Annotated in this window: 18 protein-coding genes and 1 pseudogene; 2 read left to right on the forward strand and 17 right to left on the reverse strand. The window is 37.8% G+C overall.

Annotated elements, in window-relative coordinates; genetic code table 11:
* Positions 1-315 precede the first annotated feature (315 nt).
* On the reverse strand, positions 316-1,410 hold the full coding sequence (hemH, locus tag PCY08_RS09465; RefSeq protein ID WP_301560175.1) for a ferrochelatase: 1,095 nt from the start codon (positions 1,408-1,410) through the stop codon (positions 316-318).
* Positions 1,411-1,564: 154 nt separating this feature from the next.
* Here hemH and pepT point away from each other — a divergent pair, with 154 nt between their 5' ends.
* Positions 1,565-2,788 carry a peptidase T gene (pepT, locus tag PCY08_RS09470; protein ID WP_301560176.1) on the forward strand — a complete coding sequence of 408 codons (1,224 nt, stop codon included), beginning with the start codon at positions 1,565-1,567 and terminating at the stop codon, positions 2,786-2,788.
* Between the two features lie 174 nt (positions 2,789-2,962).
* Here pepT and PCY08_RS09475 read toward each other — a convergent pair.
* The 16 genes and pseudogenes from PCY08_RS09475 to PCY08_RS09550 form a co-directional block, all read right to left on the reverse strand.
* Positions 2,963-6,304: pseudogene (locus tag PCY08_RS09475) on the reverse strand (pneumococcal-type histidine triad protein); the annotation flags it as partial.
* Between the two features lie 7 nt (positions 6,305-6,311).
* On the reverse strand, positions 6,312-7,241 hold the full coding sequence (locus tag PCY08_RS09480) for a zinc ABC transporter substrate-binding protein (RefSeq protein ID WP_301560178.1): 930 nt from the start codon (positions 7,239-7,241) through the stop codon (positions 6,312-6,314).
* Between the two features lie 284 nt (positions 7,242-7,525).
* Entirely contained in the window at positions 7,526-10,591 is a 3,066-nt protein-coding gene (locus PCY08_RS09485; RefSeq protein ID WP_301560179.1) for a pneumococcal-type histidine triad protein, read from the reverse strand.
* A gap of 309 nt (positions 10,592-10,900) precedes the next feature.
* Positions 10,901-11,155 carry a DUF3884 family protein gene (locus PCY08_RS09490; protein ID WP_301560180.1) on the reverse strand — a complete coding sequence of 85 codons (255 nt, stop codon included), beginning with the start codon at positions 11,153-11,155 and terminating at the stop codon, positions 10,901-10,903.
* A 42-nt stretch (positions 11,156-11,197) separates the two neighbouring features.
* Positions 11,198-12,604 (reverse strand): 6-phospho-beta-galactosidase, encoded by a 1,407-nt coding sequence (gene lacG, locus PCY08_RS09495; protein ID WP_301560181.1) that lies wholly within the window; start codon positions 12,602-12,604, stop codon positions 11,198-11,200.
* Between the two features lie 463 nt (positions 12,605-13,067).
* Positions 13,068-14,759, reverse strand: coding sequence for a lactose-specific PTS transporter subunit EIIC (locus PCY08_RS09500; RefSeq protein ID WP_075227658.1), 1,692 nt, complete (start codon positions 14,757-14,759; stop codon positions 13,068-13,070).
* A complete protein-coding gene (locus PCY08_RS09505; RefSeq protein ID WP_301560182.1) occupies positions 14,759-15,076 on the reverse strand; it encodes a PTS lactose/cellobiose transporter subunit IIA in 318 nt (105 codons plus the stop codon). The genes PCY08_RS09500 and PCY08_RS09505 overlap by 1 nt, the downstream gene beginning before the upstream one ends.
* A 35-nt stretch (positions 15,077-15,111) precedes the next feature.
* On the reverse strand, positions 15,112-15,948 hold the full coding sequence (locus tag PCY08_RS09510) for a PRD domain-containing protein (RefSeq protein WP_049510215.1): 837 nt from the start codon (positions 15,946-15,948) through the stop codon (positions 15,112-15,114).
* A gap of 243 nt (positions 15,949-16,191) precedes the next feature.
* Positions 16,192-17,172: a tagatose-bisphosphate aldolase gene (gene lacD, locus PCY08_RS09515; protein WP_301560183.1), complete on the reverse strand. Its 981-nt coding sequence runs from the start codon at positions 17,170-17,172 to the stop codon at positions 16,192-16,194.
* 1 nt (position 17,173) lies between these two features.
* Positions 17,174-18,103: a tagatose-6-phosphate kinase gene (locus tag PCY08_RS09520; RefSeq protein WP_301560184.1), complete on the reverse strand. Its 930-nt coding sequence runs from the start codon at positions 18,101-18,103 to the stop codon at positions 17,174-17,176.
* 10 nt (positions 18,104-18,113) lie between these two features.
* The gene (lacB, locus tag PCY08_RS09525) at positions 18,114-18,629 is read right to left on the reverse strand and encodes a galactose-6-phosphate isomerase subunit LacB (RefSeq protein ID WP_001216925.1); all 516 of its coding nucleotides are present in this window, start codon (positions 18,627-18,629) and stop codon (positions 18,114-18,116) included.
* Positions 18,630-18,659: 30 nt separating this feature from the next.
* Entirely contained in the window at positions 18,660-19,085 is a 426-nt protein-coding gene (lacA, locus tag PCY08_RS09530) for a galactose-6-phosphate isomerase subunit LacA (RefSeq protein ID WP_000029280.1), read from the reverse strand.
* Between the two features lie 258 nt (positions 19,086-19,343).
* Positions 19,344-20,237 carry an aldose 1-epimerase family protein gene (locus PCY08_RS09535; RefSeq protein WP_301560185.1) on the reverse strand — a complete coding sequence of 298 codons (894 nt, stop codon included), beginning with the start codon at positions 20,235-20,237 and terminating at the stop codon, positions 19,344-19,346.
* A 103-nt stretch (positions 20,238-20,340) separates the two neighbouring features.
* Positions 20,341-21,816, reverse strand: a complete 1,476-nt coding sequence (locus PCY08_RS09540; protein WP_301560186.1) for a PTS galactitol transporter subunit IIC — start codon at positions 21,814-21,816, stop codon at positions 20,341-20,343.
* 44 nt (positions 21,817-21,860) lie between these two features.
* Positions 21,861-22,166, reverse strand: a complete 306-nt coding sequence (locus tag PCY08_RS09545; protein WP_000590576.1) for a PTS sugar transporter subunit IIB — start codon at positions 22,164-22,166, stop codon at positions 21,861-21,863.
* A 39-nt stretch (positions 22,167-22,205) separates the two neighbouring features.
* Entirely contained in the window at positions 22,206-22,682 is a 477-nt protein-coding gene (locus tag PCY08_RS09550; protein WP_301560187.1) for a PTS sugar transporter subunit IIA, read from the reverse strand.
* A 1,325-nt stretch (positions 22,683-24,007) separates the two neighbouring features.
* Between PCY08_RS09550 and PCY08_RS09555 the strand changes: the two genes are divergently transcribed.
* Positions 24,008-24,211: a hypothetical protein gene (locus PCY08_RS09555; RefSeq protein ID WP_301560188.1), complete on the forward strand. Its 204-nt coding sequence runs from the start codon at positions 24,008-24,010 to the stop codon at positions 24,209-24,211.
* Positions 24,212-24,578 lie beyond the last annotated feature (367 nt).

A 24,578-nucleotide genomic window follows, 5' to 3' on the forward strand; every position in this document is an offset into this window, starting at 1 on the left:
AAAGTGATATTCAAGAAATTATCAACCACAAAGCCCTCACTTAGATTATACTTCTAAATGAGGGCTCTTGTCTTTATTTTCGTGTTTCTGTGGGTGACGGCTATGTCGTCATGGCTGTCTGTCCCACCGCCTTTTCTTTCACCTTCTAAGTTATATCCTGCCTTAGCAGAAATCTGAAACAAACCTTATACTCAATGAAAATCAAAGAGCAAACTAGGAAACTAGCCGCAGGCTGTACTTGAGTACGGCAAGGCGACGTTGACGCAGTTTGAATTTGATTTTCGAAGAGTATTACCAGTTCTTTTCTATTTTCACTTAGTCTTTAGGTAATTTGCCAGCTTTTTCAAGCATTTTTTTGATTAAATAAGGCATCTTGACATTTTCACGACCTTTTTTCTCAATTAACTTTTTAACAAATTCTGGCATTTGTAAGTCTTGTGATTCATCTAAAATATTCTTAGTTTCATCCGAAGGGACTAATTCATCAAAGGTTTCTTCTTCTGGGAGGAATTCTCTAAAGTCTTTATGTTCGTTAGCTCGGACAATATTGACCAAGGCATCAATCAAACGAGAATCTGTATTTGGCATTGGTGGACGATGGTAGTTCACCTCCAATTCCTGGCACAAGTCATGACATTCCACATCGTTGTCAAACAAGACTTCAATATGCTCACTGATAAAACTAATAGGCACAAAAATATAATGCTCTGGATGTTCTTCCTGTTCTCTAAGATACTCCAATACATCTGGCTTAATCCATGGAATACCGATATCACTTTCGCTCTGCCAAGTGTTGGTATATTGCTCTGGTTTCAAGCCTAATTTCTCAGCAATTAACTTGCTATTTTCGAAAATCTGGTCGATATAGGGATCACCAAAATCCAAGGCAAAAATGGGCACACTGTGGGCAGAAAAGATGACTTTAAAGCTATCCTGTTTCACCTTTTCTTTTAAAATCTTAGCAATTTCAGCTGTCCAATAATTTAATAGTGCTTCTTCTTGATACCAGTCCTTAATAACTAAAAACTGAATTTGTTTGCTTTCCAGAAACTTTTCGTACCCCATGACAGAGTAAAAGGAATAGTGTGGCTCCAAAATCAAGCAAATACACTTTTCAATTCCATCTGCTTCCATTTGCCGAATTACATCTGGAATAAAAGGGGTTGAAAATTTATTGGCAAAATAGACACTATATTCATTTCCTAACCTAGCTTCTACCAAGGCAACTTCTTCACGGGTAATTTTTTGAAGTGGAGTTCCTCCAATTCGAACATAATTATCATAAAGGGTTTGAATCTCGTGGTCTTGAGGTCGAACTCCTCGACGAATGTTGGTAAAAAAGTCGGCTACTCCTTCAAAGGTAATCTCTTCTGGTGAACCAAATGTCATCATTAAAATTGCTTTTTTCATCTCTGCATCCTTGTGATATTTTTATCTTTTTTATTGTATCACTAAAGAAGCCATAAGTAAACGCTAACATATGGATTTTATCTCCCTTCTGACTTTTGTTTTTCTCTTCTTTCTATGATACAATGGTTTTAAAAGAAGAAAAAAAGGAGTTACGATGAAATATCCAACATTGTTGGAGCGTTTTTTGACTTATGTCAAAGTCAATACACGTTCTGACGAACATTCAACCACTACACCAAGTACCCAAAGTCAAGTAGACTTCGCAACCAATGTCCTCATCCCTGAGATGAAACGTGTTGGTTTGCAAAATGTCTACTATCTACCAAACGGTTTTGCTATCGGTACTCTTCCAGCCAACGACCCAAGTTTGACTCGTAAGATTGGTTTTATCTCACACATGGATACAGCTGATTTTAATGCTGAAGGTGTTAACCCGCAAGTTATTGAAAACTACGATGGGGGAGTTATCGAGCTTGGGAACTCTGGTTTCAAACTAGATCCAGCGGATTTCAAAAGCTTAGAGAAATATCCTGGCCAAACCTTAATTACTACAGATGGAACTACCCTTCTCGGGGCTGATGATAAATCTGGTATCGCTGAAATCATGACAGCTATCGAATACTTGACTGCTCATCCTGAGATTAAACACTGTGAAATCCGTGTCGGCTTCGGACCTGATGAAGAAATCGGTGTCGGTGCCAATAAATTTGATGCAGAAGATTTCGATGTCGACTTTGCTTATACAGTTGACGGTGGACCTCTTGGTGAACTTCAATACGAAACCTTCTCTGCTGCAGGTGCAGAACTGCACTTCCAAGGTCGTAATGTTCACCCAGGAACAGCAAAAGGGCAAATGGTTAACGCCCTTCAATTAGCCATTGACTTCCACAATCAACTCCCAGCTGGTGACCGACCAGAATTGACTGAGGGGTACCAAGGTTTCTACCATCTCATGGATGTAACAGGAACTGTTGAGGAAGCGCGTGCCAGCTACATCATTCGTGACTTCGAAAAAGAAAGCTTCGAAGCGCGTAAAGATGCCATGCAAGCTATTGCTGATAAGATGAACCAAGAACTTGGTAGTGATCGTGTAACCTTGACTTTGACAGACCAGTACTACAACATGAAGGAAGTCATTGAAAAGGATATGACTCCAATCACCATCGCTAAAGCAGTCATGGAAAGTCTTGATATTACACCAATTATCGAGCCTATCCGTGGAGGAACAGACGGTTCTAAAATTTCCTTTATGGGAATTCCTACGCCAAATATCTTTGCTGGTGGTGAAAATATGCACGGACGTTTTGAATACGTTAGTCTACAAACAATGGAACGTGCTGTTGATACAATCATCGGAATTGTAGCTTATAAAGACTAAAGAGATCGGGAAAAAATTCCCGACCTCTTTTTTTTATCAGCATCCTACTTTTGACACGGTAGTTGTCTGATTTTTTTATTATTCTGCTACTTTTTCTCTTGTTTCTGGAGATGTAGTTGCAGGAGTTAAGGTTGACTCAGCTTGTTTATCATTTGTTTCTTTATTGGCTGTTTCAGTGCTAGCTTCAGCTGGCTTGACTTTGGATTGAAATTCCTGGTTTAAGGAGACAATTTCTTGAGCAAGAGCTAGAAGAGCTTGCTTGTCTTTGCTTGCTGCACTTAGCTTATCAAACAAGGCATCAACCTTTTCAAAGTCAGCATCAGAACCATTATGCACTTCCAAATAAGTATGAAGGGCAATAACTCCGTTGTATAGTTTTTGATAAAGAACTAAAATCTCTGGGTCTTGGTTGGCATTCTCACGTTCAGTCTGAATGGTTTGTGAAATACGCTTCAGAAGATCTTGGACTTGCGTGTTTAATTCATCAAGGTCTGCGTCATCTTTATCTAGAGCAGCTTTCAGATTTTTCACCTCGTCTGCGAGTGAAGCTTTAACTCCCTCTTCTTTGACCTGAACCACTAACTCTTCAGCTTTCGTTAAGAGTCCTTCTACTTGAGCTTTTCGAACATAATTGCTTTGTTCCTCAGGTTTGATATCATCATACAAACCTTTCAAAAATTCATAGACTGCCGTTTTAGCACTGTGACCATCCACTTTTTCTCTATCTAAGATGGTTTCAGAAGGTTTATGAGCAACAGATTCATTCTTCACTGCTTCTTCTACCTCTAATTTTGTTTGATAGATTTCTGGGAAGAGTTTGTTTAAGTCAGTCGCCTTAAGGAAGGATTGTGACTGATAAAGGGTCCAAGTTAAGTTAGCAACTTTATTTCTAAGAGTATCATTTAAACGACCATCTGAAAGATGTTGGTAGAAATACTTGATGTATTCGACTGTTGTAACTCCAGTTCGATCATTAAAGTCCTGAAGGGCTTCTAGTTTAGCTTCAACAGCATCTAAACCAGCTTCATCTTGGGCTAATTTATTTTCTTGGAGTTGAGCCAAGAGATCCTTCTTCGGAAGTCCATAAGCATCCGTATCCAAGGTATTAATCTTATCTACTAAAGCTTGATATTTCTTGTCTAATGGACTGATTTCTGTTGGTTTTACACTAGAATCAACGTGAATATACTGCTTGTCAAAGAGATCTAAAGCAGCCAGATAACCAGCTGTTGAGTTGGTTGAGAGCTTCTTCATATTTTCAGAGAATTGTCCCAAGGCAAGCTCAATTTGTCTTTGTTGAATTGGTTTATCCTTGTAAACTTCGCGACTTTCTGCTAAAAGTTGATCAACCTTATTTTGAACAGTCGCTTCATCAAAGGCTCCTGGTTGGTAGTTAGATTGCAAGGCAGGAATCTTATGTTTCAAAGCCACTTCATAGCCTTTAGTTTGTACTTTGATGTAGTGATTATGGTCACCGTGAGGAATGACGAAGCTGCCATTTTCCACCTGCAAACTATATGGAGAGACACCATCACGAAGTGCAGTTGTATAGAGTTCGTTTAGGAAATCAAGCTCTGCATCTCCTGTTTGAAGCGGAATACGAACGTGTTCCTTACGAACAGCGTAAGGGTGAATGTGAGTTGGGTCGTAAGCCTGGTCTGGATTTCCAAATACAAAGAATCCATTTGAAATTCGAATCGCTTCAAGCGGAACACCATAGGTTTTAGAGATATAAGCTATCTTTTCTTCATCGCTGGCATCTCGAGAGAAACTTTCTACAGTCTTGGCAAGAGGTTTTACAGGTTCCGCCTGATGTTGACCATGCAGATGCTCTTGAGCTGCCTTTATCTGCTCTGCTGACAAATCTTTCTTAAAGAAATAATGGGCATGGTCTCCATGTGAAACCACAAAACCTTGCTCATCCTCACTAATCACTCGCTCAGCGGCAAAGCCATGATCATGTTCATCTTCATGATGCTCGTGTTTCACTTCATTCTCTTTATGAGTGTTTGGATTATCTTTTGGAACTTCTGTTTGGCTATGCCCATGTAAATGTTCTTTCGCTGCCTTAATCTGCTCTGCTGACAAATCTTTTTTAAAGAAATAATGTGCATGGTCCCCATGTGAAACTACAAAACCTTGCTCATCTTCTCTAATCACACGCTCAGCGGCAAAGCCATGATCATGTTCATCTTCATGATGCTCATGTTTCACTTCATTCTCTTTATGAGTGTTTGGATTATCTTTTGGAACTTCTGTTCGGCCATGACCATGCAAATGTTCCTGCGCTGCCTTTATCTGCTCTGCTGACAAATCTTTTTTGAAGAAATAGTGGGCATGGTCCCCATGTGAAACTACAAAACCTTGCTCATCTTCTCTAATCACACGCTCAGCGGCAAAGCCATGATCATGTTCATCCTCATGATGGTTCTTATGACTTACATTTTTATGATCACGCTGAACTGTTGGTTTATTTTGATTTTCTAACGGCTTTGTTAGTGTTAGGGCACCGCCAAGTGGTATCAAACGAGCAATTTTTTGCTCCAAAGCAGACATACTACTATAAGGAATGAAATGGTAGTGATTGCCGTGTGGAATCGCAACTCCTGATGGTGTTCGACTGGTAATTTTAGCTGGGTCAAATACCAAACCATCAGATTCTTGATAGCGTTGACTAACTGGTAAAGCATATAACTGAGCAAGAAGACTTTGGAGGCTATCCTCTTGATCTACTGGGATGCTTGTTGCTGGGCTATCGGCTTGAGAACTTGGTGTAACACTTGGATTTGGTTTATAATCCGTCAGGCTTGGTTGACTTCCTCTTCCAGCTAGATAGGCTTGAGCTGCTGCTAATTCACTTGAAGATAGGGCACTCTTTGGAACGTAGTGATAATGCCCACCGTGAGGAACGATATAAGCATCCCCTGTATCTTCAATAATATCTGCAGCATTAAAGACATAACCATCATCCGTTGTATATCGGCCTTGTGCTCTGGCAGCAAGAACTTCCTCACTTGCATTACCACTATCTGATGTGTGTTCTTGTTTTTGCTGCTCGATTTGTTCTTTGGTACGGACATTATCAGCATGGCTTGCATCTTTTAGATAGACATAGTATTTGCCGTCCACTTTGATAATATAGCCACCTTTAATCTCATTGACAATATCTTGATCACGCAACTGATAGTTCGGATCTTTCATGACCAGTTCTTCACTAAAGATGGCATCATAAGGCACCTTACCATTATAGTAATGGAAATGGTCGCCGTGGGACGTCACATAACCTTGATCAGTGATCTTGGTAACAATCTGTTCAGCTTCTATTCCTTCCTTCTTGCTAACTTGATCTGGTGTCAGAGATTCATTCTTCTTAGCTTCAGATCCTTTACCGTCAACATAGGATACACGATTATCATCTTTTTTCTCAGGTGCTTGATGTTGATTCAAAGCATAAACGCAGACACTTAAAGCAAGGACCACTGCAGATCCTGCTAGATATTTTTTATTAATCTTCATAATCTCCTCATTTCAATTCTTCAGCTAAGATAGCCATATTTTCTTCTAGGTTTTCTATGTAGGACTTGTCATTTTGTGGGTCGGCCTCTAAAGGATTGAGAGTTTTCAGACTCACACCTGTTGATTTGACAAGTGTATCAGCTACCTTTGATGAAGCGTTACTCTCTGTAAAGATGGTCTTTACCTTATAAGTCTTTACAAATTCCTGGATTTCAGTCAATTGTCTTGGACTTGGTTCTTGATCAGGAGATATTCCTGCAATCCCAAGCTGATTGAGTCCAAATCGTTTTGCCAAATATGAAAAGGCTGTGTGTTGGGTCACAAATGTCTTTTGATTTGCTTTTTCAAAGATGGGTTGGTATTTCTTAGTTAAGTCATGAGCCTTGGCACTAAAGTTCTCTGCATTTTTCTGATAGGTATCCTTGTTGGCACTGTCCAGTTCGGATAACTTATCAGCAATTATCTGTGCTTCTTCTGCAACCTTTTCAGGATCTAACCAAGTGTGTGGATCATACAAGGTCTTCTCATCAATCCCATCTCCTGCCTGCATATCTTCTAACCCAGGCACGCGCTCCAAGGTCATACCTTCTGATGCTTCCAACACCTTTACCTTGGACTTTTGTAGGCTCGGATCCAAACTTCCCGCCCATGACTCTAATGTATGAGAATGATAAACAAAAACATCAGCATCATAGATGGCTGCAATATCATTTGCAGAAGGTTCAAAGGAATGGATACCAGAACTAGACTGAATCATCCGAACATCATTTAGATCACCTGAAACCTCTTTGACCATAGCATAGACAGGATAAAAACTGGTCACAATCTTCATCCCCTTAGTTTCATCACTCTTGTCTTGACTGGTCTTTTGTCCACAAGCTCCTAAAACGAGAGCAAAGAAGGCAATCATGAGCCATAGGATAGTTCTTTTTTTCATAACAACTCCTTAACTAGTATTTAACCATTTAATTAACTAGTAAACATTTTACTCCTAAAAATTTAAAATGTCAATATTTTTTATGCATTTTCATGAAAAAAGTGAGAACTAGATTTCATTCTTTGTTCTCACTAGTCATTTTATCATTTGACTTTTAATTGTTTTAGAACTCCTTGATTCATTTTTTAAGACAGCAAATTTCAGTGTTTAACAAAGAAAAGGACATTATTCAATCAAAAATCGAATAATATCCTTTCGAATAGATTATAATTAACAAAAATGTTTTAAGGCTTTACTTGTTTTAGTGTCTTAATGTCATACATCACTAATTCACCATTTTTATTGTAAAACTGAACCCCCTCTGGTTGAAAGATTAGAAACTTAGGATCAATTTGGGCAATTTTCGCTAACTTTTCTATATGTTCATTTAAAGTTACTTTATCTAACCCATAGTCTGGTAAATCATCGTCATTTTCTTCTTTGGCATTCTCTTTATTTTCTGAAGGAATTTCGTTGGTTGTACCAGTCTCATTCTCCCCTGTATTTTTCTTCGGTTGCTCCTCATTTTTATCTACAGCAGTATTATTCTTGTCACTATTTTCAGTATTGTTTGAATCAGGTTTTAATTCTTTATTAGGATGTGTAGACGTTTCAGTTTTGGATTCTTTTTCTTTTATTCTTTTTGCTATTAAGTCTTGTGCTTCTTTCCATTCTACTTCTGACAAGTCGGATTTAGTGATACTTCTCAATGAACCACCTCCCGCTCTTGGAATACTAAATGATTTGTCTTCCCATACAAAAGTTTCTTTTGCCAATACATCTTTCGGATCAAAAATATAACCATCTGGAGTTGCAAATCGACCTTCTGCAAGAGCTTTCTGAACTTCTTCAGCAGAATGGATAATTTGCCAATTCTGCATTCCAGCGCGTTTTTCAAGAGGAGTCACATTAGCAATAACAGATCCAGCATCATCATGACCTGGTTTTGACCAAACTTCAGGACGAACTTCAGGGTGTTGCATGACATATTTTATAGTTGCTATTTGCTCACTATTTAACCAAGAATAAGGCACGACGTGAATGTGGTCGATATGCGGAATAATGAAGGAAGTTCCAGTATCATAGGTAGTATTGGCTGCATGCATAGGCAAGCTAGATACATCAACAGCTAATCTTGGTTTAATTTCTGTTTCTACAATATCATAACGATAATGATCTCGATCCTTAAGCATTAGTTCCTGCTCAGAAAAAGCTATTTGAGTAAGATCGAGTTCTTCACGTGAATAAAAATAATCTTTACCACCTTCATTAATTATATAACCAACTTTACTATTTCTAGAAATTTTATCAGTTACTTTTTTATAATCAAACTTTGGTCTTTCCTCTTCATCTGAGTGTACTGAAGAAACGATGGAATCTGGATTTTTACCAGTTTCTTGAATCCATTTGGCAACTTCATCCAATTCGAATTGTTCTAATTCACCATATCCCATATAATGGAAATGATCTCCGTGTTTGGCAATAACACCTGATTTATCAACAGAATCGATGGAATCTTTGGTAAATATATATCCATCGCTCGTATCATAAGGTTTACCATCTAAACCTTTTCCATAAGCTTTGATTGGTTGTCCTAAGAACTTATGAACTACTTCTTTTGATGCTAGAGGTTTAATATCTGTAACAATTTCGTTTAATCCATTTTGCCCTTTTAACGGAATCATTCTTGCAATCTTCTGCTCTAAATCAGACATTTGTGAATAAGGGATAAAGTGATAATGGTCTCCATGGGGCACTGCTACACCGTTAGCTGTACGTTTGATAATTTGTGCCGGATCAAAGACTAGACCATCCGATTCCACATGGCGTTCTGATAAAGGTTTTGCATACAATTCACTTAAAAGTGTTGAAATGTCTTCCCCTTGATTTTGATGATAAGTTGGTGTGACAGTCAGATTTGGAGTCTCTGTCAAACTTGGTTGAGCTGGCTTAGAATTATCACTACTTGGTTTATTTGAACTTGTAGAGGAATGTGCGCCTTGTTTACCATTCCAATAAGCTTGGGCAGCAGCCAATTCTCCTGCTGACAAATCACTCTTAGGGATATAGTGGAAATGATTGCCGTGCGGTACAACAAAAGCGTCTCCTGTATCTTCAATCACATCTGTCGGACTAAAAACATACCCATCATCCGTTGTATAGGCTCCTCCAGTTCCTCGATTCGGTGTCGGCATATTGAGATTAAAGTTTGGTTTAATGGTTGAACTTGGTTTCTCAGAACTGCTTGGTTTCGGATTATCAGCATGACTTTGAATTGGCTGACCTCCAATTGGCAGATTTCGAGCCAATTTTTCTTCCAAAGCAGACATTTGCGAATACGGAATGAAATGGAAATGATCCCCATGAGGTACTGCTACCCCATTTGCTGTTCTTTTCGTAATTTGGGCAGGGTCGAAGATCAAACCATCTGATTCTACATGACGTTGGCTAAGTGGCAAAGCGTACAATTCTTGAAGGAGACTAGCTAAATCCTCACTTTGACTTTCAGAATCTGTTGCAGGATTTTGAGGTGTCTCAGATTGACTCGTTCTCACACTAGATCTTATTTCTCCTCTGCTTGAACGATATTCAACGGTACTTAATTGACTACCTTTACCAGATAAGAAGGCTTGGGCAGCAGCTAATTCACTGGCAGACAAGTCACTCTTTGGAATATAGTGGAAATGATTGCCATGGGGAACGATGTATGCATCACCCGTATCCTCGATAATATCACTTGCATTAAAAACATAGCCGTCATCCGTTGTATAACGTCCCTGAGCCCTTGCTAGGGTGACTTCATTGCTAACTTTTGTTCCACTACCATGCCCATGTTCTTGCTTCTGACGATTGATTTCTTCCTTACTACGAATATTTTCTGTATGGGAAGCATCCTTGAGGTATACATAATAGCGACCATCAACCTTAATGACATAACCACCCTTAACTTCGCTGACAATATCCTCATTTCGAAGTTGATAATTCGGATCCTTCATCAGGAGTTCTTCACTAATAATAGCATCATAAGGAACCTTGCCATTAAAGTAATGATAATGGTCTCCATGTGAAGTTACGTAGCCTTGATCGGTAATCTTAACGACAATCTGCTCAGCATTAATCCCCTCTCGCTGACTAATCTCATCTGGTGTCAGATTTTCAGTCTTAGCACTAGCCTGATTTCCTTCTATATAAGACACACGATTAGACTCTTTGCTAGTCTGTACCGCTTGGTAACGCCCCAATTCATAACTTGAAAGGCTTAAAGTCAAAAGAGCTACTGAACCAAGAACATAATTTTTATTGATTTTCATCATAATACACTTTCTATTTCATTTATTCGTTAAAGAAGTACTACACTTTTTCCTAAAGAACTTCCTTAACCGGTTAAATATCTATTTAGAAAAATTACTCACTTTTAAAACTCCTCCTTCTATTTTCTATTTATCAAACAAGATTTGAGTAATTGAGTTAATTCTCTATATACTTAACCGGTTATTTAACTAGTTAAGATTTTACCCCTATCACATAAATCTGTCAAGAATTTTTTTGACTTTCAGGTAAAATCTAGATAAAAAAGAGGAATATCCCCTAGTATGAGATAGATTCCTCTTTATAATATTTTAGTGTTGAAATGGCATAAAATCCGAAACAAAGGAAATGTTATCCTTATCTTCTGCGTTGACAAAATTTAAAAATAGCTTTTGAAATTCTTCGAATTCATAGTCTGAATGACAAATCCACTCCTTACCCGTCGAGACATACCATTTCCCAAGACTTGTAAGTTCTTCCTTGGTTAAGGATGGTACATGAGAGCAATGTTCAAAGTTAATAATATAAACTTTTTCATAGATTGATTTGATAAAATCTTTGAGCATAAACTTTCCTCGCTTAAATTCTATACCTAATAACTAGTTGTACTATTCAATCACTTGGGTCTCAGCTAGTTTTTTGTACCAATGTGCAGATTTCTTAGGATAACGTTCTTGTGTATCGAAATCAACATAGAAAAGTCCGTAACGTTTTTCATAACCATTAGACCATGAGAAGACGTCCATCAATGACCAGATGAAGTATCCTTTGACGTTTGCACCATCTGCAATCGCATCAGACAATACTTCCAAGTGTTGTTTCACATAATCAATACGGCCATCATCGTAAACAGTGTTGTCCACAAATTCATCTTTGTATCCAAGTCCGTTTTCAGTGATGTAGATCTTCTTGTAGTTTGGATAATCTTTCTTAACACGCATGATTTGATCATACAAACCTTGAGGGTAGATAATCCAGTCCCAGTCAGTACGAGGTACATAGTCAGGAGCTACACGACGTCCAACACCTTTGATTTGGTATTTAGAGCTTCCTTTTTCTCCTTTACCATTGTGGATGATCTCAGTTTCACCATCAAAGGCTTCCATCCAGTCACTCATGTAGTAGTTAATTCCAAGGAAGTCGTTCAAATCTTTAGCTGCTTCAAGTGCTGCAAAGTCTTCGTCACGAAGATCCAAACTACCACCATTTACTGATAAGATGTGGTTTACACCTTCCATTGTTGCATCTGAATAGTGTCCAAGGTATGTAGCATCCAAGATAAATTTGTTGTGGATGATATCTTCCAACTCAGCAGCACGAACGTCTGCAGGATTTTTAGGATCCAATGGGTACTTAGTTGGAAGGGCGTGAACAACCCCGATTTCACCTTTATAGCCTTTGTCTTTGTACAATTTCACAGCACGAGCATGAGAAACCATCATATTGTGGTGGGATTGGAAGACTTTCGAAAGGTCATATTGAATACCTGGTGGGAATTTACCGACCAAGTATTGACCATCACCGATTGGTCCAATTTCATTAAAGGTTGTCCAGTAGTTTACTTCTGGGAATTCTTCAAAACAGAATGCAGCATAATCTACAAAGTGTTCGATGTTTTCACGATTCAAGAAGTCTCCGTTTGAGTGAAGAGCTTCAGGTGTATCAAAGTGATGAAGAGTAACGAACGGTTCTACATGACGTTTATGACATTCTGCAAATAAGTTATGATAGAATTCTACCCCTTTCGGATTTACTTCACCATAACCAGTTGGGAAAATACGTGACCAAGCAATAGAAATACGAATACCATTTACACCATATTCCTCAGCTAATTTTAAGTCTACTGGATATTTATGGTAAAAATCACTAGCTGGTTCAGCTGTGTACCAATAGTTATCTGCTAGGTATTTGTCCCAGGCAACAGGACCTTTACCATCTGTATGAGTAGCTCCTTCTGCTTGATAAGCAGCTGTTGCGCCACCAAATATAAAATCTTTAGGAAGTGTTTTTGTCATTTTTTCACCTATTTCTTGATTGGATAAAATGAAAAGCGAGCGGAGAGGAGTTAGTGAGCTATCCATCTCCATCTCACTTCTTGTAGCAAGTCACCGAATTGTGACATGAGGAGGTAAAAACGATATTTTTTTACCGACGAATTAACAAGGCGATTAGGAAATTCGCCATAGCGATTTCCGTAATGATAGGAAACCGTTTCACAGTCCCTAAGGTTAGTCGAATTGTGACATGAGGAGGTAAAAACGATATTTTTTTACCGACGAATTAACAAGGCGATTAGGAAATTCGCCATAGCGATTTCCGTGATGATAGGAGACTGTTTTACAGTCCCTAAGGTTAGTCGAATTGTGACATGAGGAGAGGTAAAAACGATATTTTTTTACCGACGAATTAACAAGGCGATTAGGAAATTCGCCATAGCGATTTCCGTGATGATAGGAGACTGTTTTACAGTCCCTATCATCAATCGAATTGAGCTTGAACAAATGCAAGAGCACCTTTACCATCACGAGTCAACTTGATGTATTGAGCTCCTTCAGTCTTAGCCAATTTGATGCCTAGTTTATCTGTTTCAGCTTTCATATCCTCAAAGTTTGAAGCAACTTGTGGTGCTAAGATAACCAAATCAAACTCTGGTAACATTTCACGGTGAGCACCGTAACCACCAGCAGCGGCCTTCACAGGAACATTGTATTCTGCAGCAGCTTTGTTCAAGGCGTTGGCAAGAAGACCACTTGTTCCTCCACCTGCACAGAGAACGAGTACGTTTGTTTCTTCAGTAATTGTATTTTGTGCTGATTCTACTCCAGCTTTTTCAAGGATAGCATCTGCTTTAGCAGTATTGAAGTTTGCGGCTACTTTTTCTTTTAATTCATCGTTGGCTTTACCAGAACGTTCTTCTTCAAGAATTTGTTCGTCATAAACTTTAAGGAATGGATAGTAGATTGCAATATCCACTACGATTAACAATGCAGCAAGAGCAAATGACAAGAACTGGAAGTTTGTACCAAGAACAATACCTAGAGGCCCAGGCGTAGTCCATGGAAGGTTGGCAGTGAATGAGTTCATGCCAAGAGTTTCGATAAAGAACTTAAAGATCCATACGTTTGCAATAGGTGCGAAGATAAATGGAATAAAGAAGATTGGGTTCAAAACAAGTGGTGCACCAAACAAGATTGGTTCATTTACACCGAAGAAGGTTGGAACTACTGAAGCACGTCCGATGGCACGGTTACGCTTAGACTTACACAACCACATAAACATGAATGGAACTACAAGAGTTGCTCCTGTACCACCCATGGTAACGATAAACATTTGTGTACCAGATGTAAGGATCTTATCAGCGTGCATACCTTGTTGAAGAAGGTTCAAGTTGACTTCGGCATTTGCATATGTAATCGCTGCAATGGCAGGTTCAACGATAGATGGGCCGTGAATACCGACAAACCAGAAGAAGGCAAAGGCACCAAAGATAATGGTAATACCAAGATAACCGTCTGCTGCTGAGAAAAGAGGTGCAAAGAACTTACCGATTGATTCTGCAACGCTTGCACCGACAAACTGACGAGCGAGCAAGTCAAGAGCATAAAGCGAAACTACTGAGAGCGTAAATGGAATAACATCTTTAAAGACTTGTGAGATATTCGGTGGAACTTCGTCAGGCATGCGAATAGTAACGTTGTTCTTCACACAAACCTTATAGATAGCTACAGTTACAAAAGCTGCCAGGAAGGCTGAAAGCAACCCTTTTGTTCCAAGGAAACCAGTTGCAAAGCCACCCTCGATTGGGTCAGCTGCTAACATCAGCAAACCAACAATAGCCGCCAATAGCGTTGACATATAGTTGATTTGGTTGGTTTTCTCCATACTACGATTGACGGAGTCTGTTAAAGATTTAGCAGTGGTACCAGCTACCAAGACTGCTAGAATCCCCATAGAGTAGCTGTAAGGTTTCATCAAAAGTGCTACTACTTCATCAGACCATTTAAAGCCCCAAGAGTTTGGAACAAAAGCAATCAAGATAAAAATACTTGAGAAGAGAATGACAGGCATTCCAGCGATAAATCCATCTCGAATAGCACGAAGATAGATATTTCGAGATAGTTTTTCAAAGAAAGGCTTCCCTTTCTCGATATAGGCAATTAACTTATTCATTATTTAGCTCCTCTTTTATAAAGTTCAATTAAATGATGCACCAAATCTTTTAGCAAGATTGTTGTCATCAGGTGATCTTGTCCGTGCATCATTGTGATGCTGTATGGAATTTCTTCCCCTGCAGCTTCTTGAGCAAGCATAGATGTTTGCGCGTGGTGTGCTTCAGCGATACAGCTACCAGCTTCCTCAACTAAGCTATCCGCTTTCGCAAAATCACCAGCTTCAGCAGCCTTCAAAGCTTCCAATAATTTTGAACGAGCATCACCTGCATAGGCAACGATTTCAAAACCTAACAATGTTACTTCTTCTCTATTCATGATAGAATTCTCCTTATATATTTTATAGTAAAGTGTTATGACAATAAACGTTGGATGTGTAGAACAAGATAAACTCGTTCACTCTTGTAGAGGTCAAGACCAGTTTCTTGAGCAATGACCTCATAAATTTTACTACCAATCTCGAATGCCTCTGGATAGGTATTTTTTATATGTTCTTCCATATCGAGCAAGGATTGATTATCATCGCGACTACGATCCAAATAATCCAAAAAATAATTTAGATGAATCATAAAGCGGTCGTAGAAATTATTATTTTCAGGTGTTCGCTGGATTTTATAACTCTTCAAAACGCTTTCAACTCTCTTTAAAATTTCCTTTCTCTTATCAATCGACTCAACAACTTCAACTTCATTTTCACCTTCTGCATTGATGAAGTGATAAGCGATACGAATGATCTCGTCCTCAGGAAAATTTTCTGTCAGTTTTTGACGATAAATTTCAAAGGCTTCTTGTGCAATTTGAAAAGCGATAGGATATTTTGCAGAAATATCAGGCAAATTGCTGTCCTTATAACGCCCTTGGCTAATAGCCTGATAAGAACAATAGATATGGTCTGTCAGAGTGACGTATAGATACTCTTGGACAGGATATTGATATTTTTTAGAAAGATTATCAATTATCTCATAAGTGACCGTAATAAAATCAAGCGGTACATCCTTGAGAAGAGCCATAAAATTTTCTCGCGACTCTTCCGTTTTCATTCGGAAAACTTTTTCAACCTGATCCTCAGAAATCAAATCTCCCTTCTTCTTACCGAACGAAATACCCTTACCAATTACGATCAACTCCTCTCCCTTGCTATTACGCACGAGAGAAACATTGTTATTCATTGGATTTAATATCCGATACATGGCAACCTCCTTGCCCTATTATTTAAGTTTTGTGAGCATAAAAAATGACCACAAATGAACTCAGAAAATATACATCTGAATCATCTGTGATCATGCCTAATATTACTTAGTAACACTCACTTTGTATTAACTTGTGACTTTAGTATAACACAAGAATGATTTTTTGTAAACCTTTACATACAACTTTTTTTTAAAATGTTTTAAAGTTTTTTTTACTAGGTTTTAGGACATAAAGAGGGAAGTTTACACACGTTCAGTCCATGAAGTAGCTGTTGTTTTAAGAACCTTGTTGAGTTCGTCAATGTTCTCAAATCCTGTTGTACGCAACCATTCACGAGCTGCTGCTTCACCTTCTTTGATATAAGGTTCAACTGAACCCGCCCAAGTAGCACGTCCACAAAGTACGCCATTGAAACGAGCACCTGAATCATGAGCAAATTGCAATGTTTCTTGGAACAATTTAGCTGAAACACCAGCACTCAAGTAGATGTATGGCAAGTTAGTTGCTTCGTCTTGAGCTTTGAAGAATGCTGCTGCTTCTTCACGGCTGTAAACAACTTCGCCGTCACCAAATCCTTCAACGTATTTCACATTTACTGGAACTTCAACTTTCAATACATCGATGTTGAAACGTGGATCAGAGAATACTTTCATAGCTTCAATAACTTTACGTGGTTTTACTTTAGCGTATTCTACAGAACCTGCATCCGCAATTTTTTCATCGTAAGCCAAGATTTCCAAGAAGAATGGGATATCTTCAGCCACACATTCAGAACCTACGCGTTCGATGTAAGCTTGTTTTTGTTGGTTCAATTCATCTGAACTATCTACATCATAGTAAAGCAAGAACTTAACAGCATCTGCACCTTGTTCCTTGATACGTTTTGCAGACCAAACATCCAAGCAGTCAGGCAAACGTTTTGTGCTTGAAGTATCATATCCTGTTTTTTCATAAGCAAGGAGAAGACCAGCTTCTTTATCCAAAGCTTTAGTTGCAGGTAGTCCGTATTCAGGGTCAAGAAGCATAGATGAAGCGTATTTAGTCAATTCATCTGCTACCAAGACTTTAAGTTCTTCCATTTGAGCTACTGTTGGCTCTTCTGTTTGGTATTGAGCCATAAGGCGTTTCAAAGCACCACGTTGGTCAAAAGCAAGAGCTGAGATGATACCATTTTCGTCTGAGAGTTTTTCCAAACATGCACGTTTATTTTCTGTTAAAACCATTTTATACCTCTTTCACTACTAGTTGGTCATATAGGCCTTGATAGTTAGCCATATTGACATGACCGGTCATTTTTTCTTGAGCATTTAGCATACCAAGGACATTCGCCTTAGTCAGCAATTCTTGATCAGATTCTTTATGGAAAAGACCTGATGCAATACCTGCAACTGTTGAATCACCAGATCCAACTGGGTTTACAACTTGGATTCTTGGAATATCTACTTTATAGAAAGTGTTACCGTGTTTTGCAAAGGCACCATTAGCACCTAAGGAAACGATGATCCACTCAATTCCTTCAAATAGGGGCTCTTGAAGAACCTCTTTTAATTCATCCAAGTCTTTAGAAATTTCTCTACCCAAAAGTTGAGACAATTCTTCATTATTTGGTTTGATAACCGTTGGTTTATGTGGAGATTCGAGAACCGCCTGAAGTGCAGCTCCTGAACAGTCCAAGACAACAGGTTTCCCAGCATGATTTGCAAGTTCAACTAAACTAGCATAGTAATCAACTGGAAGTCCTGCAGGTAGACTACCTGAAATGGCCACTACCTCTACAGTCTCTAAAAGTTCTTTGAAATGAGCCAAGAAATCTTGACCTTCTTTTTCTTGAACTTCAGGACCTTTTTCTAGGATTTCTGTTTGGTTTTCTCCATGTAGAATTGCGATACAGTTACGGGTTTCACCTTGAATAGAGAAGAAATGTTTGCTTACTTTATCATCAATATTTTCTACTAAAAAATCACCAAGTTTACCACCGACAAGTCCTGTTGCGACTACAGAATCACCAAATTCTGATAGAACTCGTGTAACGTTAAGACCTTTACCACCCGCTGTTTTCGTAACATCGACAACACGGTTGACAGTGTCAATTTTCAATTCATCCAAAGGATAGGAAATATCGATGGATGGGTTCATTGTGACTGTTAAAATCATGAGTCACCTCTTAGTCGTGGTATTCACCGCGATCCCATTTTTCAAGGAATTCTGTAAAGAAGTTTGCATCCGTTTGATGATCGTTATGAGTTTCAACGTGTTGGATTTTAGCGATCAATTTTTTATTTTCTTCAGATGGTTTGTATTCAGCGTTGATGAAAGCTTCAATGATATCGCACATAAGCAATTCACCAGTGATTTTACCACCAAATCCGATAACGTTGGCATTCAATTGTTCTTTTGCATAAAGAGCTGTTGTCATATCACGAACCAAAGCAGAACGAACACCTGGAACTTTGTTAACAGCATTATTGATACCTACACCAGTACCACAGATACATACACCAAGATCAGCTTGGCCACTAACTACTGCTTCACCAACTTTTTTACCAAAGATTGGGTAGTGGGTACGAGCGTGGTCATAAGTACCAAAGTCAATGACTTCATGTCCTTTTGATTTCAAAAATTCTGAAACCGCCATTTTTTCATTAGTTACGATGTGGTCACATCCAATTGCAATTCTCATTTTTATCTTACCTTTCTTTCGTTATAAAAATTAGCACATTTTGTTCAACATGTCGACACGAATCTGGTGACGACCACCGTCATACTTACCATTTACAAAGCCTTTAGCGATGTTCTTAGCCAATTCGTCACCAACGAGTTGAGCACCCATAGTTATCATACGTGAGTTGTTGTGACCACGAGTCATATAAGCTGAACGTTCGTCAGATACTTCTGCTGCAACCATTCCCTTGATTTTAGTAGCAACCATAAATGGACCTGCACCATAAGCATCAATGACAATACCAAGGTTTTGTTCTTCTTTTTTAACTTCTTCAGCAACTGCAAGAGTTACATCAACGAAGTCTTGACCTTCAGCTGTAACATCCACAACGTGGAAGTTTTCTTTTTCCAAGAAATCTTTCACGACTTCTTTCAATCTCAAACCTGCAGCATCTGCACCAATAACAATAGACATATTGTATACTCCTTTTTTATAATAGACCAGTAAAAATTTTTTGGTTCTGGAAAGAAAATGACCATCACCAAGTAGTTACTAGTAGTTTTTGTTGACTATTTTAGTTTAAGAATGATTCATCTAATCACTCTTTGTAACTTCTCCTTGGAGAAATTGGAAGAATAACTTGTTAAAACAAACACAAATTGTTCTTTCTAAACACAATATACTACTATTGTTTAAAAAAGTCAACAGTTTATGTTTGTTTTTGTTTATTTTTTAGAAAATTTCTATATCAAAACCAATTTGATCACTTTGACCTGGATTTAAAATTCGAACATTCTTCTTATCCTCTAGATGATCGCCCTCTTCAAGTGATGTGGACAAACCTGACCAAGGTTCCAGAGCAAGGAAGGGACCTTTATTGAGCGTTGACCAAACGATGAGGTTTGGAAACTCCTTAAAGTCTAGTTTCAACCCCTTATCATGCTTACGTGAACGTAAGGAAACAAAGCGAGAGGCTAACTCATCTAAAGTCACAGCATCATAGCTAAAGAAATCATAGTTTAGATCCAATTCTTTTTGGTCTTTTAACCAGCTACTTCTATATTGAAAATCTAACATTCCTGTTTCTGGGAATGGTTTTGGAACTGTACAAGTTTCTGGCTTTTCAAACTCAAGATAGTAGTCTTCATAAGCTTCATCATCAAATAAAGGACAGTTAAAGCCTGGATGTCCACCAATAAAGTAAGGCATTTTCTTATCTGTTTCCTTATTGGTAACTTGATACTGTGTACGAATAGTCTTTCCAGTAACAGTATAAGTTATTTCTAGGCGAAAATGATAGGGATAGTTCTCATACATTTCTTGGTCATCTTCGATCGCAAAGGTGACAGCATTCTCTGTTTGTTCTACTAATTCAAATTCTTTTTTTCGAACCAATCCATGACGTGGAATTTTACCTGTTACTTGACTACCATCTTCTTGATGATATAAGACAGTATCATTTCTAACGGATCCACAAATTGGAAATAAAACAGGTGCTTGTCCACTCCAGTAAGTTGGATCTCCCTGCCACAAATACTCAATTCCATCTTTGTCTTTTATTGAAGAAAGTGCACCACCAAAATTTTGAAACTGTACACTTAACTGTTCTGTTTTTAATTCAATCATTAGAATTACCTCCATTTATTTAAGGCCTAAAAAAACTAGGCTGTCGACTCCAGATTTGGAAACTGACAACCTAGTTTTTACAATTTACATTTTTAGGAGCGAATTATTTTGCGTTTGCTGCGTATTCTTCATTACGTTTGATCATTTGTTTTCTGTACCATGCAAAGATACCAACGTAGAATACTAGGAATACTAATGCGCCAAGGATAGCTTTGATATCACCAGTTGTAGCATTACCAATTGCCCAACCAAATAGTTTTTCGATTGGTCCTTCAAGAGTTGAGTGAGTAATCAATTGAGTTTGGCTTACACCTTCTGGGAAGGCACCTACACCTTTAGCAAGTTCTGTTGCAAATGGTGCGATAAGTGTACCTGAAAGAAGGAAGAGTGGCAACAAGAGTGTTCCGAAGATAATCATACGGAGCAATTTACCACGAGTAACTACCAAGAGAGCTGGAGTTACACCCATTGCGATGATACCAGCAAGTGGCAAGATACCATTTCCGACATTTGAAAGAAGCACTGCTTCAACCAACATGATTGGTGCAAGTACGTTAGCACAAGCCCAGATTTCAGCACGACCAGCGATAAATGGCCAGTCAAGACCGATGTTGAATTTACGTCCTTGAAGACGTTTAGTAGCAACGTTTGTAATACCTTGTGAAAGTGGTTCTACGGCCGCGATGAACCATGAACCGATCAATGAGAAGAGCTCCAAGCAGACACCGGCAGTCAAACCAAGTGACAACCAACCTTTAATAACAAGTTCCCATTTTTCAGCACCTTCAACACCAGGAACTGGATGTGGAGTTCCCATCAAACCGATAACGATACCAAGGATGAAACCGATGAAGAATTTAGATCCCCAGAAACCGATTCGTTTGTTCAATTTAGCAGCGTCAAAGTCGTATTTATCAAGACCTGGGAAGAGTTTATCAAAAATCTTATCCAAAACCATGATAACTGGGTTCATCATGTAGTTCATGTGAGTTGAAGTCATTGGTGATGAACTTGGTGCGTTAAGAAGGTCATCAAATGTTGGTTTCATCAAGTCAGAGTTGATGATTTTAAGAACACCTACAAGGACAACTGCTGCAGTCGCGATGAAGAGTGAAACTCCTTGGCTAACTCCATTGTTGTCAGCGTACCATTTAATCAAAAGACCTGTGATAGACAAGTGCCAGATATCAAAGATATCGACGTCAAGTGTATCAGTTTTCTTCATTGCAAGCATTACAATGTTGACGATCAACATCACAAGCAAGAAGTAGAGTGTCCAAGCTGAACCCCAAGTGATTGTAGCAAGTGGTGCCCAACCAACGTCGGTGATGTTCAATTGAATACCAGTATTTTCAACGAATTTTGCAAGAGAAGCTGAGAAAGCTCCGTTAAGCATTCCGATGATAGCACCGATACCAGTAAGTGCGATGGCAAGTTTGATACCACCTTCAAGTGCTTTGGAGAATTTCACTCCAAATAGTAAAGCCAATACTGTCAAAATGATCAGCATGATAATTGGGCCACCCATATCCAAGATTGGCTTGAATACTTTATTGGCCAAGTCAATAATGAAATCCATAATTTTCCTCCCTTTATTTTTATGGAATATTTACAAATTAATAATTAGCTTAGACCATGTTCTTTGATAGCTGCTTCAATATTGTCATAAACTGGAGCGCTCATAGCTGGAATACGGAACAAGATTGGTCCTGCTTCAACAACTGGGATACCTGGTTCAAAACCTAAATCAGTAGCAGCGATTGGTGTGAAGATATCATAACCTTTAATCAAGTCTTCATTGACATCTTTTACCATAACAGCATCACATTGAACATCGTACCCACGGTTAGAAAGTTCTTCTTCAAGAGCACTTTTAATTTGGTGGCTTGAGTTAACACCTGCACCACAAGCAGCAAGAATTTTAATCATTTGGATTTCCTCCGTTTTTATATAAAAATTATTAACAAATTAAGCAGTCGCTTCTGAGATATATTGGAACAAAGCTTCAGGTTCCGTAATCTTAGACAGCGCTTCAAGATGACCATTGCCTGTAAAGAAGTCCATCAACTGTGCAAGTATATTTGTTTGACTTGAACTTGAATTGTTGATGATAAAGAAGAGTAATGATACTTCTACTTCCTTATCAGGAGCAATCATATTGTGGAACGTTACTGGTTTTTCCAGACGAACCACGACAACATTTTCAGTTAGATTATGAATTGTATCAGTATGAGGGATAGCTACGTTAGGCAAATCCTTCCCTAAAAACTCCATATCCAAACCAGTTGGGAACAATTTTTCACGTTCAATCAAGGCCAATCGATAGGTCTCTGTAACAACTTTCTTTTCTTCCAATAGGGTTGCAACTTGATCGAAAAGTTGCTCTTGATTATCTGCTTCTAAGCAAAAGACTAAGTCTTTGTCAAAGAAATGATCTAATCCCATGACCTTCTCCTTCATATTTAACTTTTATGGTATAAGTATAACACTATATGAAACCGTTGTCAATGTTTTTTTGTTGTATTTTGTTTGATTTTTATTTTTTTTTGTTTACGAATTAAACATTTAATGATTTCAAACATATTTTTTATAAATTTCTTAAGTAGTGAAACACTTGATATCAAAACTCATAACATTTAACGAATAATAATTAAATCCTTCTAAAAATTAAATTAGTTTATAGATTAAAATTAGCTAGCATATCCATTGCTAATCTTATTGTATGTAGAATGGCAGTAAAGGAGACACCTAAAAAATCAGATTCTTAAGGATGTCTAAGATAAAATTTTGCAACTTCATCTTTAGTGCTACTTCAACTGAATTTTCATAATTTCTTGTTACTCTGTCTATGTCTCTCGTAATTCCTCACGGAATAAATGGTACTAAAATCATTCTGACAACCTAATGAAAAAGTCATCATTAGCTATTCTTTTAGGGGATGGTATACTTAAGAGTTAACGTGATTGCATGTCTTATAATCAGTTAACTTTAAAAAATTTTTCTCTATTCCAGTCTATATGATCTTTTTTTCAAAAGAAACTTTTTACGCCAGCTAACAGAACGTTGTAATTTAGCTTTATTTACGATACGATGAGTTAAAAAATTTTAGTTCTGACTGTGAATGCGATTATAATATTAAACCATCACTAGTTAAAAGACAACTCTACATTATCTGATGTGGATGTGTTTGTGCAATCCTTTTCTGATGTGCTTTTAAAAATTTCCTTGGTATAGCTTCTATTGAATCTTCTTCATTGACTCAATTCCATAAATTTCGAATCAAAGCCGAAGGGTTAATTGAGTCATCACTAAAAATAGAAAAATCTATCTTGAACACGACTTGATTGAAAGTAAAATTCTCATTATGGGTGCGACTCATGCTAAAACTTATTAAAATCATAAGAAATTCTGTGCAAATGCACAAAATCTTGTGGAAAATAATTTCTTGGAAGATATCAAGGAAGAATTAATAACATTATTTGTAGTTTCACAAAAATTAAATTTGCTTAAAGAAGTATAGAGGTTGTCTATAAAACTTATAAACCTCTGCTAAAAATGAAGCTTACTTAAATAGCTCCTTTTATGGCTCTAAAGAGCATCTTACAATAATAGACGATCGTATGATCACAGTCTGTATCGTGATAACTGGTAAAAAATCTTAATCCTATTTTAAAAAAATTTATCATAAAACTAAAGATAATGCCGTAATTGTTTTAGGGTATAGGGTCTATTCTGGGAGATATAGAATTCAATTTACCAAGAAGGAACATATGAATTTAGTCGCTAAGCTACATCAAGCTTTTGTTAATGACTTTAATCTCAAAGAAGATGTTTTATTTAATAAAAATGCAGGCCCTCTTTGTTTGTACAGGAAGAAAATGGATAGATATATTACTCAGGAAACCCACTATTTTGATATTAAGCATTGTCAAATTTGCTCTTCAAAAATAGGATGTTACCCAAAAAGAGGATAAGTCTAAAATCTATTCTATTCCCCTTAAGGATTACGAACATCTTTTCAGAAGATGTTGTATTTTAAAGGAAAAACTAAATAGCCCTACAAGAGAGAGGCTAAAAATGCGGAAATGTAATAAAGACATGTTCTTGATACACCTGGATCATTTGGTCTTTTTTTACATAAAATTACAAGAAGCAACGACTATATTCGTGATTACTATGAAAAGGATCATAGCTTTACTAAATCAAAAATAAGTGGCTCTATAATATTTGTAGTGGGTAAATCCCCTATGGATCTTATGGAGCCTATTTTTGTGTAGAAAAAAAGTCCCATAAGATCTATAATGAAAAGCGACCAAACCATCATTAGAAAGAATCATATGG

The organism is Streptococcus sp. SO4 (assembly GCF_030440055.1).
Classification (GTDB): Bacteria; Bacillota; Bacilli; order Lactobacillales; family Streptococcaceae; genus Streptococcus; species Streptococcus nidrosiense.

Bases quoted from the DNA above. Each gene is read 5' to 3' on its own strand.
- PCY08_RS09545 (WP_000590576.1), bottom strand. From the start codon at position 22,166: ATGATTAAAATTCTTGCTGCTTGTGGTGCAGGTGTTAACTCAAGCCAC.
- hemH (WP_301560175.1), bottom strand. From the start codon at position 1,410: ATGAAAAAAGCAATTTTAATGATGACATTTGGTTCACCAGAAGAGATT.
- PCY08_RS09555 (WP_301560188.1), top strand. From the start codon at position 24,008: ATGAATTTAGTCGCTAAGCTACATCAAGCTTTTGTTAATGACTTTAAT.
- PCY08_RS09520 (WP_301560184.1), bottom strand. From the start codon at position 18,103: ATGATTTTAACAGTCACAATGAACCCATCCATCGATATTTCCTATCCT.
- PCY08_RS09510 (WP_049510215.1), bottom strand. From the start codon at position 15,948: ATGTATCGGATATTAAATCCAATGAATAACAATGTTTCTCTCGTGCGT.
- PCY08_RS09535 (WP_301560185.1), bottom strand. From the start codon at position 20,237: ATGATTGAATTAAAAACAGAACAGTTAAGTGTACAGTTTCAAAATTTT.
- PCY08_RS09505 (WP_301560182.1), bottom strand. From the start codon at position 15,076: ATGAATAGAGAAGAAGTAACATTGTTAGGTTTTGAAATCGTTGCCTAT.
- lacD (WP_301560183.1), bottom strand. From the start codon at position 17,172: ATGGTTTTAACAGAAAATAAACGTGCATGTTTGGAAAAACTCTCAGAC.
- PCY08_RS09485 (WP_301560179.1), bottom strand. From the start codon at position 10,591: ATGAAAATCAATAAAAATTATGTTCTTGGTTCAGTAGCTCTTTTGACT.
- PCY08_RS09500 (WP_075227658.1), bottom strand. From the start codon at position 14,759: ATGAATAAGTTAATTGCCTATATCGAGAAAGGGAAGCCTTTCTTTGAA.
- pepT (WP_301560176.1), top strand. From the start codon at position 1,565: ATGAAATATCCAACATTGTTGGAGCGTTTTTTGACTTATGTCAAAGTC.
- lacG (WP_301560181.1), bottom strand. From the start codon at position 12,604: ATGACAAAAACACTTCCTAAAGATTTTATATTTGGTGGCGCAACAGCT.
- PCY08_RS09540 (WP_301560186.1), bottom strand. From the start codon at position 21,816: ATGGATTTCATTATTGACTTGGCCAATAAAGTATTCAAGCCAATCTTG.
- lacB (WP_001216925.1), bottom strand. From the start codon at position 18,629: ATGAGAATTGCAATTGGATGTGACCACATCGTAACTAATGAAAAAATG.
- PCY08_RS09550 (WP_301560187.1), bottom strand. From the start codon at position 22,682: ATGGGATTAGATCATTTCTTTGACAAAGACTTAGTCTTTTGCTTAGAA.
- PCY08_RS09490 (WP_301560180.1), bottom strand. From the start codon at position 11,155: ATGCTCAAAGATTTTATCAAATCAATCTATGAAAAAGTTTATATTATT.
- PCY08_RS09480 (WP_301560178.1), bottom strand. From the start codon at position 7,241: ATGAAAAAAAGAACTATCCTATGGCTCATGATTGCCTTCTTTGCTCTC.
- lacA (WP_000029280.1), bottom strand. From the start codon at position 19,085: ATGTCTATTGTTATTGGTGCAGATGCTGCAGGTTTGAGATTGAAAGAA.